This window comes from Acinetobacter proteolyticus, assembly GCF_000367945.1.
Lineage (GTDB): Bacteria > Pseudomonadota > Gammaproteobacteria > Pseudomonadales > Moraxellaceae > Acinetobacter > Acinetobacter proteolyticus.
The window spans coordinates 2,633,502-2,651,706 of record NZ_KB849179.1; the positions used below are offsets into that span (position 1 = coordinate 2,633,502).

The window sequence follows — 18,205 nt, forward strand, 5'->3', positions numbered from 1 at the left end:
CTTACTCCACCCGTAAAAATTCAAAAATCGGTTGATATAAAGCAAAGGAATAATGATCACAGGCATACTGCAATAAAGCGGTTGCATCCTGCTCTTGCAAAATGAACTGCCAGTCGCGGTGCAATTTACAAGCTTCATTCTGGGTCATATCAAAACCCGAGAAATCACCCGTATCATTCCAGTCTTTCAATACTAGTTTTTGACTCTCTTCAGTTAACACCTGAGTTGAATCCAGCTCAATCCATTCATATTGCTTGCCCTTTTCTAAAGGCTTTAACACTAAGGCAGCAGGCAAGACCACAGGTTGCTGCTGTGCATCGTGCCAAAGCTGTAACCATGCCTTTAAATAATGCTGTGCCTGTTGTGAACTTAGGCCTTCACAAATCACCGTCTGATCGCTAAACACGACAATTCGACGCTTCTCTGTAGCAGCGTCACTCTTGATTAGCGCCAACCAAAGCAGATATTCCAGCCAGACTTTGGCAAAGCGCTTGGCACGTGCACTTGACGCCTCCAAACTGACCCAATCTTGAGTCAATTGTTTCGGAGTCACACAGGCGATTTGTAATTGTTTTGATACTCGCCAAACCCGTTGCGTGGTTTCAGTCGGCACTGGGGCATATTGCTGCAAGCGCTCCAACAAGCGTTGCTGCTCTAAGTGACTTTGCTGCCAGGCACTGTGCTGAACTTTGCCAACGGGCAACTGATCTTGCAAAAGACTTGGAGAGAGCTGGTCATCCTGCTGCTGTAAAAAATGCCGAATGGCATATTTACCGAGACCATCGAGTAATAATGGTTCAGATTGATCAAGCAATGTTTGTGCAGTTAAATTTTCCACACCTAGGGTCTTTAAATACAGCCGCGCAGGGAAACTGATATCTTGAATCCATTGCTGACTCTCCAAAATGATCATTTCATTTTGTTCAACAGGATAGACAGTATTGGCCCACGCCTGCCGCTCTCCTTTGACTTGCTGAATCTGTGACGCGACCTTAAACCATTGGTCTTGGAAGCGCACAGGTCGATCCGAAACAAAGCCGAGTGGATCGAACGGCTGTAGACGATGTAAATGATACAGCGAATAAAGCTGTGCCGGGACTTGCAAAGCATCCAATCCGGCTAAATCCGCTTCGGATAAAGGAGGGCCATCTTCGCTGCTCGTCGGTTTTACAATCAAAGCCAAATGATCACGGAAGCCCTGCAACACACTGGATGGCTCTCTGACTTCGCCATCATTGAGATCAAAACCATTATAAAACAGCCAAACCTGTTCTTGTGCCAATAAGATGGCATCCAAAAATGCCCCCTGATCATCCTCCAAACGAGAGCGATCACCCAATTGCTGACGCAGTGCATCCATCAAATCAAACGGAATATGACTGTCCCGATTTGGAAATTTACCTGTATCCAGGTTTAGCAACACAATCAGCCGATAAGGAATCGGGCGAATCTGTCCAATCTGACTAAAGGTAATTTGTCCAGTCGGTTCAACTTGTGCGGACTGACTTTCTAAAGCACGTTGAATTTCTTCGATGATATAAGGCAATGGCAAAGAAATTTGGCGCAACTGTGTTTCAGCATCTTCGTAGTAGCTGGCCAAGGTCAGCATCCGCTCTTGTTTCTGAATAATTTCACGAATTGCTTTTAAAGCCACAACATCGGCTTGCTCAAACTCTTGCACATCCTGTTTAATACGCTGTAACCAAAACTCGACCGGCAAACGTTGGCCTTGTTCATGTGCCAGCAGCCAATCACGTCGAAGCGCTATATCACGATAGATCTGAATCAGAATCCCAATCAGTTCAAAATCACTTGGCTGTACCCAGGCATAACTGAGCATATCCTGTACCATCACATGAGCAGGCACGGCAATCCCAAGCGCCAAACGATCGAGAGCAAATTTAAAACTATAACGATAGTCTTGATCGTCATCACTGAGCGTTTGTTTTAAATGTTCAGCATCCAAACCACGCTTAAAGCCAGCATCATCGAGTAAACTCAGAATCCGTTGTGCCTGCGTATAATCCAGCCCATAACGTTGTTGCGTCGCGGAAAGATTGAGCCAATCAGCAAAGTCATCCTGCGTAAAACGACCCTGTGTCAATTGTAAGCGTCCAAGTACAGCACGCCATGCATTTAAGGCATCTAGCTGCGCCACCCCTGCAATTTTTACAGGTAAGAACACCTCGTGCTCATGGGCCAACGCAGGAAAGACACTGCGGATCAAGGGCTCAAGCTCGGCTAGATTCGGGGTCAAAACCAGCACATCACTTGGGCGACGCGGTGTCGTATCTGTTTGAGACAGCCAATGCAGCAACTGCTCTTTTAAGACTTCGAGTTGTCGCACACTGGAGTGGCAAACATGGATCTGAATCGATTCATCCTCAGGTGCAAGTTCATATTGCTGAGGCTGAGGTTCTGCCAAATAGAAAATATCCGACTGAATTTTACCCAGTAGGGTTTCAGGGAAATAATCCTCAAAAGCATCCACCCATTTACCCTCTTCTCCTGTCGCCAGTTGCGACAACAGCGAAAAGTGGTCACGCGCTTGCTTACCTAAACGGGTGAGCAAGGGATGTCGAGATTCACGATTTAAAGCATTAAAACCTAAACTAAAACTGTCAAAGAATGCAGCAATATCTGCATCACTGGCATGGGGATGTTTGGCGATATAGCGCTCTTTCACGCCGAGGTCATAACGCTTTTTCCAGAGTGGATCGACACTGTCGGCCCAATATTCCTGCGATGGGTTATAGTGCAGAATCACCACATCCAGATACTGCCCCAAACGACGTAAAAATTGCAGTTGGCTCGGTGGTAAATCTAAAATCGTAAATACAATCACCTGATTCGGCAATTGTGCCAAAGCTCGGGATCGTGTCTGTTGATTGTCTAGAAGTTGCCAGAAATCAGCATCAATGCTTTGTATTTCAACAAAATCATCATGAAAGTAGTTTTGCCACAGCCACCGCTGCCACGCTTCCAACTGTTCGGTTTGTTGTAAGCTAAAGGCTGAAGTTGGTTGATCCGTATGCGCAATCAGTTGTTCGATATTTAAAGCTTTATTCTGTCCCCACGTCGAGAGCCAATTACTGCTACAGGTACAATTGCTTTGGCAGCCACGTTGACAATGTCCACGATAAATCATGTAGTTATTAAATAGTTGTGAAACCTGCTCCGCCACCCAATACAACATACTTTGTTTTTTAAGTTGTTTTTCAGTGCCTTGCTGCAACTGATCAGCACTAGCATAAATCCGTTGTACAATCGAATATAAAGGGTGCTCTTGTACAAGACTATTCTGTTCGGATTGAATAAAAGGCTGTAAGGCTTGATGAATACGCCACTTTAAAATCAAACGTGGAATATTGGCTTTCCGAACCTGTTCTTTATTCTCTAATACTTGCTGGTAGGCATACCACTGAAAACCACGAATCCGCTGATGAAATTGATAGTTGGCAGTCATGCCTTGTTGTTCGGCAATTTTTTGGGTCAACCATTGTTCTTGCGCAGGACTTGGGACAATAAAATGCTGGGTTTTAAACACCTGAAAGGGTGTCGTACTCGGTTGGGTAATTGATGCCATCACACCTTGTAATAGCACATCAAGGCGTTGACTTTGAATAACATGAATACCCATGTATTAATATAACCTCATCAAAAAATGATCATTTTGTTGCACGAAAACGTTCATAATGCTCACTATACAACATTCAACTTCATATCACGAAGTCACGTTAAATACACAATCCAATAAAAAAATTTGTTTTGAAATTCACCATTCAATACGATTGAATGTACTATCAAGGGATAGACTTTAGGTATAACTTTATGAAAATTGAAAAAATTCCTGATTCCATTGATCCAAGTCTAAACTTGGAACAGATTCGTGAAGAGTGTCTGGAACTGGCCAAGAAGCGTGCATATTGGTCAGCGGGTGCAGCGATTGTACCGATTCCATTTTTTGATGTTGTGGTGGACTTGGGTATGCTGACACAAGTGATTCCCTATATTAATACGCGCTTTGGTCTCGCCCCTGAACATATCAGTGTCTATGATCCTGAAACTAAAAAAATTCATTGGGATGAGTTACGCAAACGCGGCTTTGAGTTCTCGGGTTTTGTGGTGGCACGTACCGCAATGAAGGCTTCTTTTAATGGCTTTTTCACTAAAATTGCCACCAAGCAAGTGACCAAGTTTATCCCCCTAGGTGGGCAACTTGTTGCCGCTAGTCTGGGATACTTCATGATGCGTAAAATTACCGAAGCACATGTCCAAGATTGCTATAACCTTGCCAGACGTATTCAGCAAAAAAGTCGCAGTACCATTGTGGCTTGATGCAATTTAGACCACCTCTGCACATCACTGTAAGATGCTGATGTTTACAGTGATGTAACAGATCAATAAAAAAACCACACAAATACGTTAATATTCACTTAATTTTTTAAGCTTCAGTCAAGATTGTATTTTTAATCTCCACATCTCGATGATAAATAGATGATGGAGCGTCGTTGTGCAAACTAGCCAATCTCCTTCTCGGGTCCGTGCAATTTTCAACGTGACCAGCGGGAACTTCCTTGAACAATACGACTTCTTCCTGTTCGGACTCTATGCACAAGCCATAGGTGAAACTTTTTTCCATTCCGACAGCAGCTATGCCGCACTGATGAAAACCTTCCTCGTATTTGCAGTCAGTTTTCTGATGCGGCCAATCGGTGCCTTGGTGCTTGGTCCTTATGTTGATCGCATCGGTCGCCGCCGTGGTCTGATGGTGACCTTGAGCATCATGGCATTCGGTTCTTTAATTATTGCCTTCACCCCGAGTTATGCCAGTATTGGATTTGCCGCAACCGTACTGATTTTCGTGGGTCGTTTGGCCCAAGGCTTTTCCGCAGGGGTTGAGTTGGGTGGTGTTTCGGTTTATTTAGCCGAAATTGCAGAACCGCATAACCGAGGTTTTATTACCAGTTGGCAATCAGCCAGTCAGCAAGTTGCTGTCATTTTTGCAGCCGTTTTGGGTTATATCGTCAGTGTGGTGTTTACCAAGGCTCAGGTTGATGCTTGGGCATGGCGAATTCCATTTTTTGTCGGCTGTGCCATCATTCCCTTTATTTTCTGGTTGCGCAAATCATTGGCTGAAACAGAAGCCTTTGCCTCACGCAAAGAACACCCAACGACACGACAGATTCTGACTACTTTAGCGGCAAACTGGAAAATTGTATTGGCAGGTGTGTGCATGGTGGCGACCACCACCACCATGTTTTATTTCATTACCGTTTATACCCCAACCTATGGTAAAGAAGTTCTGAATTTAACCCGTACTGAAAGCTTAATTGCCACCATTATGGTCGGACTGAGCAACTTTATCCTGTTACCTATCGGTGGGCATCTCTCGGATAAATTTGGACGTAAACCGTTATTGATCACCACAACTTTACTGATTTTTATCAGTGCTTATCCACTGCTCACCTGGTTGACACATACCATTAGTCTGTCCCATATGTTGCTGGTGTTATTGTGGTTCTCTTTACTGTATAGCTTCTATAATGGTGCTCTGGTGGTTTCGCTCGCCGAAATGATGCCCAGTTCAGTGCGAATTGCGGGGTTCTCGGTTGCATACAGTTTCGCCACCTCTATTTTTGGCGGACTAACCCCAATGATTGCCACTTTTCTGGTACAAACATCAGGCAATAAAAGCATGCCAGCCTTCTGGCTGATGTTTGCCGCGATCACCAGCTTAATTGCCACCTTAATTGTTTTCCGCCAACGCCGTAGCTATAGCGCACAACTGGCAAATAACAATTAATACATGTGACCAAAAAGTGCAGGCGGATTAATCCGCCTTCAATTGTTTTAAAATCGCTTTTAAGACTTCAATTCTTGCTGAATATTTATCATCCGTTGCAATCACATACCACGGTGCATAGTCGGTATCGGTCCGTTCAAACATGTCTGCTGCCGCCTTAAGATAGTCATCCCATTTATCGCGGTTACGCCAATCTTCCTCAGTAATTTTAAAACGTTTATGTGGCGTTTGTTCCCTTGCCTTAAAACGTAAAGCCTGTTCGTCCTTGCTAATTGCCAACCAGATTTTCACAATCACGGTTTGGCTATCGACTAAGTTTTCTTCAAAACGATTGATTTCACTATACGCCCGTTGCCATTCGACCGTTGAAGCAAAACCCTCGATCCGCTCAACCAGCACCCGACCATACCAAGTTCGATCAAAAATAGTGATCTTGCCACCATCATTGAATTTGCTCCAGAAGCGCCACAAATAGGGGCGGCGTAATTCATAACGCTCAGGTGCTGCAATGGTATGAATTTCATATTCTCTCGGGTCAAGTTTTTTGACAATCCGTTTGATTGCCCCGCCTTTGCCTGCTGCATCCATCCCCTCAAAGGCAATCACCACCTTACGTTCATCATAACGTAACTTATCGGCCACTTTTTTGGTGAGCTTACTTAACTCATCCTTATAGTCTTGTTTTTCTAAACTGGCTTGTTCAGGTTCAAGTAACGCTTTTGGTATCGCAGCTTGCTGCCATTTTTGTGTGACTTTGGTTTGATGCTCTGGCAGCTCTTGTAAGGTTTGCAATAAATACTGCGCAAAACATTGATCACGATGTTTTTCATCTTCACCATCAATCACAAACCAATCATCAGTGAAACGCTGGCTCAAAGCTTGTAAGGTGTCATACTGCTTTTTATTACGCCAATCTAAACCATGTAACTTATGCCAACGTTGTTCAGAGGCATCAATCTGATCCAAACGTTTTTGCAGCGATTTCCATGATAAATCAAACCAGACTTTGACAATATGAACATGATTATTTTGCAGATCATGTTCGAATGCACGCATCTGCTCAACATATGCATCAAACAGGTTTTCATCCAAAGGTTTGGACACATGCATCGCGGTGGTTAACAAATCGCTATACCAGTTGCCAAACATCACCACAATTTGCCCTTCCGAAGGAATAAAACGGGTATAAGACTGCCAGAAAGCCTGATTATTGGAGAGCAGTTGCGGAGCATCGGCCTTAACTCTTAAATAGCGGGGATCTAACCACTCCCTTAATTGTTTGACCGCCTCTCCTTTACCAGCCAGTTCAATCCCACTCACTAAAACCAATACACTTTTGGCATTTTTCTTATCACGGCTATTTTTTAAGGCGTATTGTGCTTCAATCAATTCTAAAGAAAGTTCGTCTTCATTGCGTAATTCAAATACTGGCTGTTGTTTACTCATCTGTTGCTCTAAGCGGCTCATTATTAATATTAAAAATGAGTATAGCCAAAACTCAGTTGATCCCAGAAAAACCCTTGTACAGTTTCTGTAGATTCATTTAGGTGTACTGTTATAGTGACCAATTGTTAAACATTTAGAGTTTATGCTGTCATGGTTCTCCGTTATGATGCAGCCTATTATTTTATGGTTTTATTCTAATTAAGTTTATTTATGTCAAAACTTGCTGCCTTTGATGATTTATTACTCCAATACAAAGCTTTTAATTATCATGATGATGCTGTGCTTGAACAACGCCTGCATGACGTTCAAACATGGATGAAAGAGCGTATTGCACAAACTCATCAAGATTTCTTTGCTCGCCCTGAAAATCAATTGATGGCCCAATATTTTCTCAAACGTCTTTACGGTGGACCTGACTTTGATGCTCTGGCACAACAGATTGAGCGATTACTTAAATTTGCACATAAAGTAGAAAACTTTGTGCCCGAGAATGGCATCAAGACAGGCACCAAGTCAGTCAGCCTTGCAGTTCTTGCCACACAATTAGATGAACAAGTTGCTAAACAATTACTTGCAGATTACCCTGCAGATACACCACTCACAGACGAAATCATGCGCCAAACCTTGGTTAAGCTTGATCAAGGGGATGCACGTTATGAACAATTACGTCTGTTAGATGAATTAGGGCTAACACTCGATAAATATATGCGTTCCACCATGATGTACGCGACTTTCAAAATGTGTAAAGGTTTGGCACATAAATACCACTTTGACGGCATGTATGAGTTTATCCAAGAAGGTTTTGCTGCGATGAAACCGATGAAATCTGCGGCTACCTTTATTCAAACCTTTACCGAAAAAGAGCGTGAAATTATCGATCGAGTGCATGCAGGACACCCAAGTCCATTTCGTGGCTAAAACACATCCTGATTCCTGAGCTGCATTTTAAGTGGTTCAGGAAAAACTGTTTTTTCCAATCATTAGGTCGATTAAAAATACTTTTGAGAAAGTGACTTTCTGTATATTATTCATAACAATTGCATGCGAAAGCCTGTAAAAAAATACAAAATCTGTCATCATGCTTGCTGATTCTTGCCGCTAAAGCGAAAGTTTAGGAGAAAACTATGTCTAACGAAAACCAACAGCCTACCCCAGACGTTGAGCAAAACCCAAGTTCAGACAAAGTCAGCCCATTCCTTAGCTCACCGCTCCCGCAAGGCGCACCTCAAGGTCAACAACAATCATTACAACAGGGCCACGCTTCTGCTCCAACAGGTGCGATTCCAAAATACAATCTTCCTCGCGGTGCCAATACTGGTAATGTTGGTGAAACCACTCACTTCGGCTATCAAACCGTCAACAGTGATGACAAAGCACAGAAAGTTGCAGAGGTTTTCCACTCGGTTGCCAGCAAATACGACATCATGAATGACTTGATGTCATTTGGTATTCATCGTCTTTGGAAACGTTTTGCAATCAATATGTCAGGCGTTCGTCGTGGTCAACATGTGCTAGATATCGCAGGTGGTACAGGTGACCTTGCTAAAGTATTTAGCCATGAGGTTGGTCCTCAAGGCCATGTGGTTCTATCCGATATTAACGAATCCATGTTAAATGTCGGTCGTGATCGTCTGATCGATGCAGGCTGTACCAATGTAGATTTCATCCTTGCCAATGCCGAAACTCTCGAACCATTTGCAGATAACAGCTTTGACTTGGTCTCCATCAGTTTTGGTTTACGTAATGTGACGGATAAAGATGCGGCACTTCAAGCGATGTATCGTGTGCTTAAGCCAGGCGGCCGCTTATTGATTCTTGAGTTTTCTAAGCCGGTATTTGAGCCATTCTCAAAACTATATGATCTTTATTCATTCACGGCATTGCCAATCATGGGTAAATTGGTTGCCAATGATTCTGAAAGCTATAAATATCTCGCTGAATCGATTCGTATGCATCCAGACCAACGTACCCTCAAAGGTATGATGGAAAATGCTGGCTTCCAAAGCTGTGATTACCACAACTTAACTGGTGGTATTGTGGCAGTTCACCGTGGATTCAAACTTTAAGGTTTAAGATATGTGGTCGATTTTAGCACTCGGTGCAGTCGAACGTATCATTCATCATGTGATTGATTTGGATGCGATTACTCGCATTCAGCTCAATCAATTACAGGGTCAATTATTACGTGTTGTGATCGACAGCCCACAACTCTCAGTTGATGTGTTTTTTGATGAAAATAGAGTTCGCCTAGAACCGACCGTGACGGGACAGAGTCAAATTTCTTCTATTTTTGAACAACGCCCGTTTGATCCTCAAGATAAAATCACGGATGCAACTGCAACACTCCATGTTGAAAATGGTGTTGAGCTAATTAAATTACTGCTCAGTGATATGGATCAGATTGGTAATATCCCTCTGCAAGGTGACTATCACTTATTGCAAGATATTCAAAGAATTATGCAGCAGGCTGAACCTGATCTTGCAGCGCATTTATCGCCTTGGATTGGCCCGCAGCTGGCACATGAGCTGGGTAAAATTCAACTTGCACCCAAGCATTTGAAACGTTCACTACAAAGCCATTTATTTTTTGTTGAAGATGCCTTAAAAGAAGATAGTGGTTTATTTGCCCCACGTTGGCAAATGGATGATCTCAATCGAGAGACACGTCAACTCAACCAAGAAATTGACCGTTTGGAAGCCAAGCTTCAACAATTACAGACTCAACTCGCCCCATCAGCACAATCCACACAAGACTAGGTAAGACTTTATATGATTCCGCATGTTACACGGTTACTCGAACTCTGGCGTATTGCAGCACACTATCGCCTTGACACCTTGTTCCCTGCGGAAGAATTACCAGTAAAAGCACGCCATGCATTAAACCTGATTAAACTGCATCCTGCGGCTTGGTCGAGTCGTGAAAAAAAGAATCCGCTTAAGCTGAAAGAAGCCTTAGAGGATATGGGTCCCTTAGCAATTAAGCTCGGCCAATTGTTATCTACACGTCGTGATTTGATTCCGCCAGAAGTATTATCACAACTGGTGTTATTGCAAGATCGCGTCAAACCCTATGACACTCAGCTAGCAAAACAGCGCATTCAGGAATCACTCAAAGCGGATGTTGCGACCTTATTCTCACGTTTTGATGAGCAACCATTAGCAGCGGCTTCAATTGCCCAAGTGCATACCGCCGCTTTGCATGATGGCCGTGAAGTGGTGGTAAAAGTCACACGTCCCGATATTCGCAGTCAAATTTTGCAAGATTTTGAAATTTTGGCATGGTTGGGGGATTGGCTGGAAAATCGTTTAGAAGCAGCGCGTGCGTTACACCTGACGGAAATTATTCAGGACTATCGCCAAATCATTTTAAATGAACTTGATCTGAGTCTGGAAGCTGACAATACCCGTCGTATGCGTCACTACTTTACCGGTTCAAGCATGATGTATGTGCCAGAAGTCTATATGGACAGTAAAGATGTGATGGTGGCTGAGCGCATCACTGGGGTCCCGATTTCAGATACGGCCACTTTTGATCGTTTAGGCATGGATCGTGCGGATCTGGCAGAAAAAGGTTTAACCATCTTCTTCACCCAAGTGTTCCGTGACAACTTCTTCCATGCTGACATGCATCCCGGCAATGTCTTTGTCGAGACCATTAATCCAAGCAATCCACGCTTTATTGCCTTGGACTGCGCTATCATGGGTGAATTGTCTAAGCATGACCAAATGACAGTTGCACGTATGCTGCTTGCGGTAATGAACAGCAACTTTATGCAACTGATTCAGATTGTGCATCAAGCAGGCTGGATTCCACCTGGCACAGATCAAGATGCATTATCACGCGAAATGCGCCGTACTGTTGGCCCAATGGTTTCTAAACCGATGGACCAACTTGATTTCGCAGGCATTTTGATTCAAGTGATGGATATTGCCCGCCGTTTCCATTTGGAAATTCCACCGCAACTCATGTTGTTACTCAAAACACTGGTGCACGTGGAAGGCCTTGGCACGGATCTTTATCCGCAATTGGACATCTGGAAACTGGCAAAACCGATTCTCACCGAATGGGTCAAAGCCAATATGAATCCAGTCAAAAATATGAAAGAACTGGGCCAGCAAATTCCGGACCTATTACTGGGTGCTCAAGATATTCCAAGCCTGTTGATTGACAGCTTAAATGGTTTAAAAAATCAATCGGCTTGGCACGATAAGCAACTGCGTGAAATTCAACAAATGCGTTTGCAAATGCAACAGCAGCAACGTCGTAGTTGGATGTTTGGTAGCAGCATGTTAATTTTGTTGACCATCGCCATTATCACGCCATGGTTTATCTCAGTCATTCTGATTGTGCTAAGTAGTTTGATTGCATTGTGGCGCATCGCCAAATAAGCATCTATGCATGCAAAGGCCGTATCCATCGATACGGCCTTTGCTTTTATGCAGTTGAAGTTCTTTAACTTTAACCCTTAACACCTTCTGCAACCTAAGCCAAACATACATTTTAGGCAATACTTACATCCATAAAAGGCCATCCTTCCACAAAGACTTTTCATCCTTGCATAGATAGACGATGATCTGCTCGATATTGAGGTGCATCAGCACAAATTTTAAAGGAAGAGAAGCGTGAGGTTAAAAAATAGCATCTATAACTATGGCTCCATTGCAAAATGGCTACATTGGACAACCGCCTTACTTTTTCTACTCGCCTATTGCAGTGTTTATTATCGCCAATGGTTTACCGAGAAAGGAACGCCTGAGAACTGGACTGCCTTACAGCTCCATCTTTCCGTCGGTATCAGCATTGCCGTGATTATTAGTCTGCGCATTATCTGGCGTTTGACCAATCCACAACCCCATTTAGAATCTGCCAGCCCCTTGGCAAACTTTGCCGCGCATACAGGACATTTTGCCCTATATGCCATCATGATCATTGCCCCGCTCACAGGCTATTTAGGCACAGGCGTCAATACTGAGTTTTTGTTCTTGTTTGAGATTCCGAAATTTGAACATACCGCTCTGTTCCAAAGCTGGGTGGCACAAGGTATGGGTCTAAGTTTTGAACAGTTCGAGAAACCAATTGATTTTATTCATAAGCAAGTTCTTGGAAAATGGCTGATTTGGATGCTGATTTTAGGGCATGCAGGTGCGGCACTTTATCATCACTATGTTAAAAAAGATCGGACTCTGATCAAGATGACCACAGGCAAAGATCAGTTAAAATAATCCGATCTGAGATTCACTCCATGCCAGTAAGATGATCATAGGCCTTATAGCGCGCTAGATTTTATTTAAAAAAATCACTGAGATCAGTTAAGATCATGACTGACTGATCTTATAACCACCTTAAAAGAACAAATAATGAAAACACCTCATTTCGCCATTGTTGGTGCTGGCACAGCAGGATTGGCAACCGCAATCCTGCTTGCACGTACAGGCAATCGTGTCACTATTTTTGAACAAGCGGATCAACTTTCCCCCGTCGGTGCTGGTTTATTATTACAGCCTGCGGGCTTGGCCGTGTTTGAGCATCTCGGTGTGCTTGAGCATGCTTTAAAGTTGGGTGCCAAAGTCACAGGATTGGAAGGCCAACTTCCCAATAAAAGACTCTTGGTGAATAGTCACTATCATCAAGCAGGCAGCAATCTCTATGGTCTCGGTATTCATCGAGCCACCTTATGTCATGTGTTGACTCACAAACTGGCTGAATATGCCAGTCATGTGACTTGGAAAATGGGGCACAGCATTGAGCAAATTCAAGAAACCAGCCATGAAATTCGCCTCTTTGGTACTGACCAACAACACAAGTTTGATGCAAGTTTCGATGCCGTTTTGATTGCCAATGGCGCGCGCAGTCAACTCCGCCCCAAAGCGTGGGTGAAAGTTGATCAGGCTTATCCATGGGGTGCGGCATGGAGTATCGTGACTGAATGTCCAACACTCGACCCTGAAATTTTGCATCAGTTTTATGATCGTTCCAAAATCATGATGGGCGTGTTGCCTACGGGTGCTATACCGACAGCACCTCAGCAACGACTGTCGAGTGTGTTCTGGAGTTTACCAAGCTCGCAACTACAATCATTCTTAAAAAATGAGTCAGCAACACAACAATGGTTAAAGCAAGTGGCTGATCGCTGGCCTGATGTGGCAGAATGGCTCAAACAACTGTTGTCGAATCAACAACATCAACCACAATGGTTGTCTGCGCAATATCGGGATGTGGTGATGTCTCAATTCGGACAAGGGAGAATCGGGGTGATCGGTGATGCGGCCCATGCCATGAGTCCACAACTCGGTCAAGGCGCCAATATGGCTTTGCTGGATGCTTGGGCCTTTTCACAGTCACTACACGCAGCAAAACAAAATCAGCAAATTGATTGGTCAGCCCTGTGGCAGCACTATCATCAACAGCGTCGTTCTTCGACCCAGTTCTATCAGTTTTTAAGTCGTCTACTCACGCCACTGTATCAATCAGACCATTGGTGGGCGGGTAGTCTACGTGACCTGATCTTCCCATGGATGTATCAAATCCCCTATTTTCGGAAAGAAATGGCAATCACGATTTCAGGCTTAAAAACAGGACTGTTTCAGCAACTTGATTATCAACATGTGGCGCAATATGCTGAGAAAGATCAGGCCTTCAATACTAAAACACAATCTCTACCTGAATATGAATAAGAGCGGCTCAATATGAAAATTCGTCATTTAGACCATTTGGTGTTAACTGTCGCCGATATTGAAATCACTTGTCAGTTTTATCAATCAGCCCTGGACTTTGAAGTGATCACTTTTGCTGAAAACCGTAAAGCGCTGCAATTTGGTCATCAAAAAATCAATCTGCATCAAGTGGGTAAAGAATTTGAACCCAAAGCACTTCGCCCAACTGCCGGTTCAGCAGATCTGTGCTTTATTGCGGAAACCCCATTAGATGAAGTCATTGCCCATCTTCAGGCACAAAACATTGACATCGTTGAAGGTCCAATTGAAAGAACGGGTGCGATGGGGAAGATTGTATCGGTCTATTTACGGGACCCTGATCAGAACCTGATTGAAATTTCAAACTACCTTTAATGCGCTATCCCTGACTTTTTACCCCACAAGCATAGCCAACCCATGTCACAAACGCTACACTAACGGCTTTCCACTCAATGGATTTTCACTCATGTCAAACTGGTTAGATGAAGTTAAATTTGATTCCAATGGTCTTGTTCCTGCCATTGCACAACATCATCAAACTGGTCGAGTGTTAATGGTTGCGTGGATGAATCGTGAGGCTTTACAACTGACTGCTGAAAAAAATCAGGCCGTATATTACTCGCGTTCACGTCAAAAACTCTGGCACAAAGGCGAAGAATCAGGGCACTTTCAAACCGTGCACGAAATTCGTCTCGATTGTGATGCCGATGTGATTATTCTACAGATTGAACAACATGGCGGCATTGCCTGCCATACGGGTCGTGAGTCTTGCTTCTACCGAAAACTCACTCCACAAGGTTGGGAAATTGTTGATGCTCAACTCAAAGATCCAACCGCTATTTATGGTGCATCGGCAAAAGTTGAAGCACACGATCATGGCCAAACTGAGCAAGTGGATGTGCTGAGCTATTTAGGCCGTTTAATGCAACAGCGTAAAACAGCAGAAGCGGATAGCTCTTATATTGCCAGCCTATATAAAAAAGGCCTCAATAAAATTTTAGAAAAAGTCGGCGAAGAAAGTGTAGAAACTATCATCGCTGCGAAAGACTATGCCGTGCTTGCTTCACTGGAAAATAAACACGACCTAATATATGAAGTGGCTGATCTATGGTTCCACAGTATTGTGATGTTGGGTTATTTTGATCTAGACCCACAAGTGGTACTGGATGAGCTCGCTCGTCGTCAAGGTTTATCGGGTTTAATTGAAAAAGCCAACCGTAGTCAAGAAGCGTAAGCAGAGCCTGTGTCAAATATAGAGAAACCCAAAGCCACCTATGAGCAAGCCATTGCCATAGACAATGCTCGTCTCGGTCAATCCTTTAAAGTGATTGCTTATGCTGGCACAGGTAAAACTACTACTTTGCAGATGATCAGTGATGCCATGCCTGAACGGCGCGGTATGTATTTGGCATTTAACAAAGCGATTGCTGCTGAAGCTCAGAACAAGTTTCATGGCAATGTGAATTGCCGTACCTTTCATTCACTCGCTTTTCGTAGTGCACCGCGTGGCGTGACCGATAAATTACGCTTACCGCGTCTTAGCCCCAGCTTTATTGCTAAAGAATATCGACTAGAACCGATTACACTCCGTCGTCTCATGGGCGGGCGTTATGAAAAATATGTATTGATGCCGAGCCGTTTGGCCAGTCTGGTTGCCAATGCGGTCAGCTACTTCTGTTCAACCAGTTCACAATACCCTGCACCTCGCCATATTCAAGCGCCGAGCTGGTTACATCTGGACGATATCGACGCCTTGCAACAGCATCTCTACCCTGCGGTGGAACGACGTTGGCTGGAATCGATTGATCCGAATCACCAAGCAGGTATCGGTCATGATATTTACCTCAAACTATGGGCTTTATCTGAACCGAATATCCCTGCCGACTATGTGCTGTTTGATGAGGCGCAAGATGCCGATCCATTGATGCTTGGTATTTTACTGCGTCAAAAAAGCACCCAAGTCATTTATGTTGGTGATGCACACCAACAAATTTACGCATGGCGTGGAGCAATCAATGCCATGCAACAAATGCCATTGCCTGAAAGTCGTTTAACCACCTCTTTCCGTTTTGGCGATGCCATTGCAGATGTCGCCAACAGCTTGCTTGGCGCATTAAATGAAACCGTGCCCCTACTTGGTAATCCAAACCAGAAATCCAGCGTGGTGAATAAACCGCATACCAAGATGCGTGATGCGATTCTGTGTCGGACCAATGCTCGTGCGATGGAATTACTGTTGTCAGGTTTGGTGAATGGCGATAAAGTCAGCCTGCAAGCCGATCACCAAAAACTCAGCCGCTTTGTTGATGCAGCGAGTTTACTCAAGCAAGGCAAACGTATTACTGATGTGCCAGAACTGGCTTGGTTTAATTCTTGGCATGATGTCCATGAATATTGTGAGACCAATGATGGTAGTGACATCAAACCCTTGGTCAAACTGGTCGATGATCATGGTACCGATCCTCTGAAAAAGGCACTGGCAAAAATCACCCCGATTGAACAAGCAGACTATGTGATTTCAACCGCGCATAAAGCCAAAGGTCTGGAATGGAATCGCGTGCATATCGAAGACGATTACCAATTTAAAATAAATGGGCTTGAACATAAAATTACAGATGAAGAGCTAAGATTACTTTACGTGGCCTGCACGCGTGCTAAAGTAAGTTTAAATATTCACCATTTATACGACTTAATACAACAATTAAAACGGTGCGCTCCCTCAAGTCTTCGTCAGTCCGCAGGTTAAAGCGCTCTTGATTGAGGTCAGCTCATGCAACTTGAATCGGTTCAATTCAAACACATTGGCATGTTTCGGGATTTAAATCTCAAATTTGATCCCGAACAACGCCCCATCACCTTGATCCTTGGCGACCAAGCCACAGGCAAAAGCACCATTTTAAAAAATATCTACCAGAGTCTGACCTGGTTTTCTGCACGCTACAAAGATATTCGTACCGCAGGTGTGGTGATTGCCGACCAAGATATTATGCTGAATCGCCTGCAGGCCAAGATTCAAATTCAAGTTCGTATGAGCAACGAACTCACAGGGACTCTTACCGAGAGTAGTTCATCACAACAAATCGACACTCAAAGCTGTGCATGGAAACTCTACAAAACTTTTAATAGTCAAGGGGTTGGGATTAGCCAAGTCGAGACCCAACAGCTTGACCAAATGGTCACGCTCTATCAAAAAACAGGGCTACAAGACCCTTTATTCGGTTTGCCTTTGATCGCCTACTATCCTGCTGAACGCTTCGTGCAAGACATCAATTTACAAAGCAAAAATACCCCAGGAACACTACAAGAAATCTCGGCCTATGATTTGACTGCCGTTCCCTACACCACCTTTACCCGTTTTTTTGAATGGCTGCGCGAAATCAGCGATGTTGAAAATGCACATTCCGCGCATATCGTTAGACGCCTAATGGGCAACGATTTTAATCAACAAAATCAATCTGAAATATTACAGGAATTACAACAAGAACTGATTAATCATCCAAAGCAACTCTCTGCACCCAATCTTTATGCCTTGAAAAACAGCTTGCATACCGTTTTTCCTGAATTAACTGATATTTATATTCAGTACGTACCAAAACTACAATTGATGGTGCGTTATCACGATCGGTTGATTCCTTTTCAACAGCTGTCTGCTTCACTTAAAACCTGGATTGCATTAGTTGGAGACATGAGTCGTCGTCTTTGCTTGCTGAATCAGCATTGTTTTAATCCTTGTTTAGAGGGTGAAGGGATTTTGCTGATCGATCAAATTGACCATCAACTTGATCAAAATAATTGTACGGAAATTTTGGAGCGTCTCCATGAGGCTTTTCCTCGCCTGCAAATCATCGTCTCAGGCAATCGAGATGCCCTGCTGGAACATGCCTTACATTACCAATGTTTAAAACTGGACCCAACAGGGGTGTATCAACTTAATCTGGAAGCATCGCAACAACAGCTTTCAAATTTATATCATGGCCTTACCCAGACCGAAACAGTGCATTCCGTTCAGGCCCAAACCTTGCTGCAAGCCGAACCATTGACCAGCAAAGTCGATGATTTGTTCCAACAAATTCAGGACTTAAACGAGCAAGAAAAGAACAATTTACTCGACCTGCTCAAGATAGATGATACGCCGCAAGAAACACCGTTATAAAGCTGTATCAAAAAGCAGAAATTGAAATGTTTTCAATCAAATGATGTTGTTTGTTTCATGTAATAACATCAGATTTTTGCTGCTATTTTATAGTAAAATAAATCGCA

General features: G+C 43.6%; 14 protein-coding genes. 12 read left to right on the forward strand and 2 right to left on the reverse strand.

Annotation, left to right across the window (positions count from 1 at the left end; all coding sequences use genetic code 11):
* Position 1: 1 nt before the first annotated feature.
* On the reverse strand, positions 2 to 3,640 hold the full coding sequence (locus F993_RS04840) for an exodeoxyribonuclease V subunit gamma (RefSeq protein ID WP_004656169.1): 3,639 nt from the start codon (positions 3,638 to 3,640) through the stop codon (positions 2 to 4).
* Positions 3,641 to 3,831: 191 nt separating this feature from the next.
* Here F993_RS04840 and F993_RS04835 point away from each other — a divergent pair, with 191 nt between their 5' ends.
* Together F993_RS04835 and tcuC are read left to right on the forward strand one after the other, a co-directional pair.
* Positions 3,832 to 4,338: a hypothetical protein gene (locus F993_RS04835; RefSeq protein ID WP_004656172.1), complete on the forward strand. Its 507-nt coding sequence runs from the start codon at positions 3,832 to 3,834 to the stop codon at positions 4,336 to 4,338.
* Positions 4,339 to 4,513: 175 nt separating this feature from the next.
* The gene (gene tcuC / locus F993_RS04830; protein WP_004656174.1) at positions 4,514 to 5,806 is read left to right on the forward strand and encodes an MFS transporter; all 1,293 of its coding nucleotides are present in this window, start codon (positions 4,514 to 4,516) and stop codon (positions 5,804 to 5,806) included.
* A gap of 27 nt (positions 5,807 to 5,833) precedes the next feature.
* Here the strand turns inward: tcuC and pap are convergent, their stop codons facing one another.
* A complete protein-coding gene (pap, locus tag F993_RS04825; protein WP_004656176.1) occupies positions 5,834 to 7,252 on the reverse strand; it encodes a polyphosphate:AMP phosphotransferase in 1,419 nt (472 codons plus the stop codon).
* Positions 7,253 to 7,462: 210 nt separating this feature from the next.
* Here pap and F993_RS04820 point away from each other — a divergent pair, with 210 nt between their 5' ends.
* The 10 genes from F993_RS04820 (at position 7,463) to F993_RS04775 (ending at position 18,098) form a co-directional block, all read left to right on the forward strand.
* Positions 7,463 to 8,170 (forward strand): DUF8198 family protein, encoded by a 708-nt coding sequence (locus F993_RS04820; RefSeq protein ID WP_004656178.1) that lies wholly within the window; start codon positions 7,463 to 7,465, stop codon positions 8,168 to 8,170.
* A gap of 206 nt (positions 8,171 to 8,376) precedes the next feature.
* Complete coding sequence (gene ubiE / locus F993_RS04815; RefSeq protein ID WP_004656179.1) at positions 8,377 to 9,318, forward strand: bifunctional demethylmenaquinone methyltransferase/2-methoxy-6-polyprenyl-1,4-benzoquinol methylase UbiE; 942 nt, start codon at positions 8,377 to 8,379, stop codon at positions 9,316 to 9,318.
* Between the two features lie 10 nt (positions 9,319 to 9,328).
* Positions 9,329 to 10,009, forward strand: coding sequence for a ubiquinone biosynthesis accessory factor UbiJ (locus F993_RS04810; RefSeq protein WP_004656181.1), 681 nt, complete (start codon positions 9,329 to 9,331; stop codon positions 10,007 to 10,009).
* Positions 10,010 to 10,021: 12 nt separating this feature from the next.
* Complete coding sequence (locus F993_RS04805) at positions 10,022 to 11,641, forward strand: ABC1 kinase family protein (RefSeq protein WP_004656184.1); 1,620 nt, start codon at positions 10,022 to 10,024, stop codon at positions 11,639 to 11,641.
* Between the two features lie 234 nt (positions 11,642 to 11,875).
* On the forward strand, positions 11,876 to 12,475 hold the full coding sequence (locus F993_RS04800; RefSeq protein ID WP_004656186.1) for a cytochrome b: 600 nt from the start codon (positions 11,876 to 11,878) through the stop codon (positions 12,473 to 12,475).
* Between the two features lie 135 nt (positions 12,476 to 12,610).
* On the forward strand, positions 12,611 to 13,927 hold the full coding sequence (locus tag F993_RS04795) for an FAD-dependent oxidoreductase (protein ID WP_004656189.1): 1,317 nt from the start codon (positions 12,611 to 12,613) through the stop codon (positions 13,925 to 13,927).
* A gap of 12 nt (positions 13,928 to 13,939) precedes the next feature.
* A complete protein-coding gene (locus tag F993_RS04790; RefSeq protein ID WP_004656191.1) occupies positions 13,940 to 14,320 on the forward strand; it encodes a VOC family protein in 381 nt (126 codons plus the stop codon).
* 91 nt (positions 14,321 to 14,411) lie between these two features.
* Positions 14,412 to 15,179: a bifunctional phosphoribosyl-AMP cyclohydrolase/phosphoribosyl-ATP diphosphatase HisIE gene (gene hisIE / locus F993_RS04785; protein WP_004656193.1), complete on the forward strand. Its 768-nt coding sequence runs from the start codon at positions 14,412 to 14,414 to the stop codon at positions 15,177 to 15,179.
* 9 nt (positions 15,180 to 15,188) lie between these two features.
* Entirely contained in the window at positions 15,189 to 16,691 is a 1,503-nt protein-coding gene (locus F993_RS04780; RefSeq protein WP_004656194.1) for a UvrD-helicase domain-containing protein, read from the forward strand.
* Between the two features lie 24 nt (positions 16,692 to 16,715).
* Positions 16,716 to 18,098, forward strand: a complete 1,383-nt coding sequence (locus F993_RS04775; protein WP_004656196.1) for an ATP-binding protein — start codon at positions 16,716 to 16,718, stop codon at positions 18,096 to 18,098.
* Positions 18,099 to 18,205 lie beyond the last annotated feature (107 nt).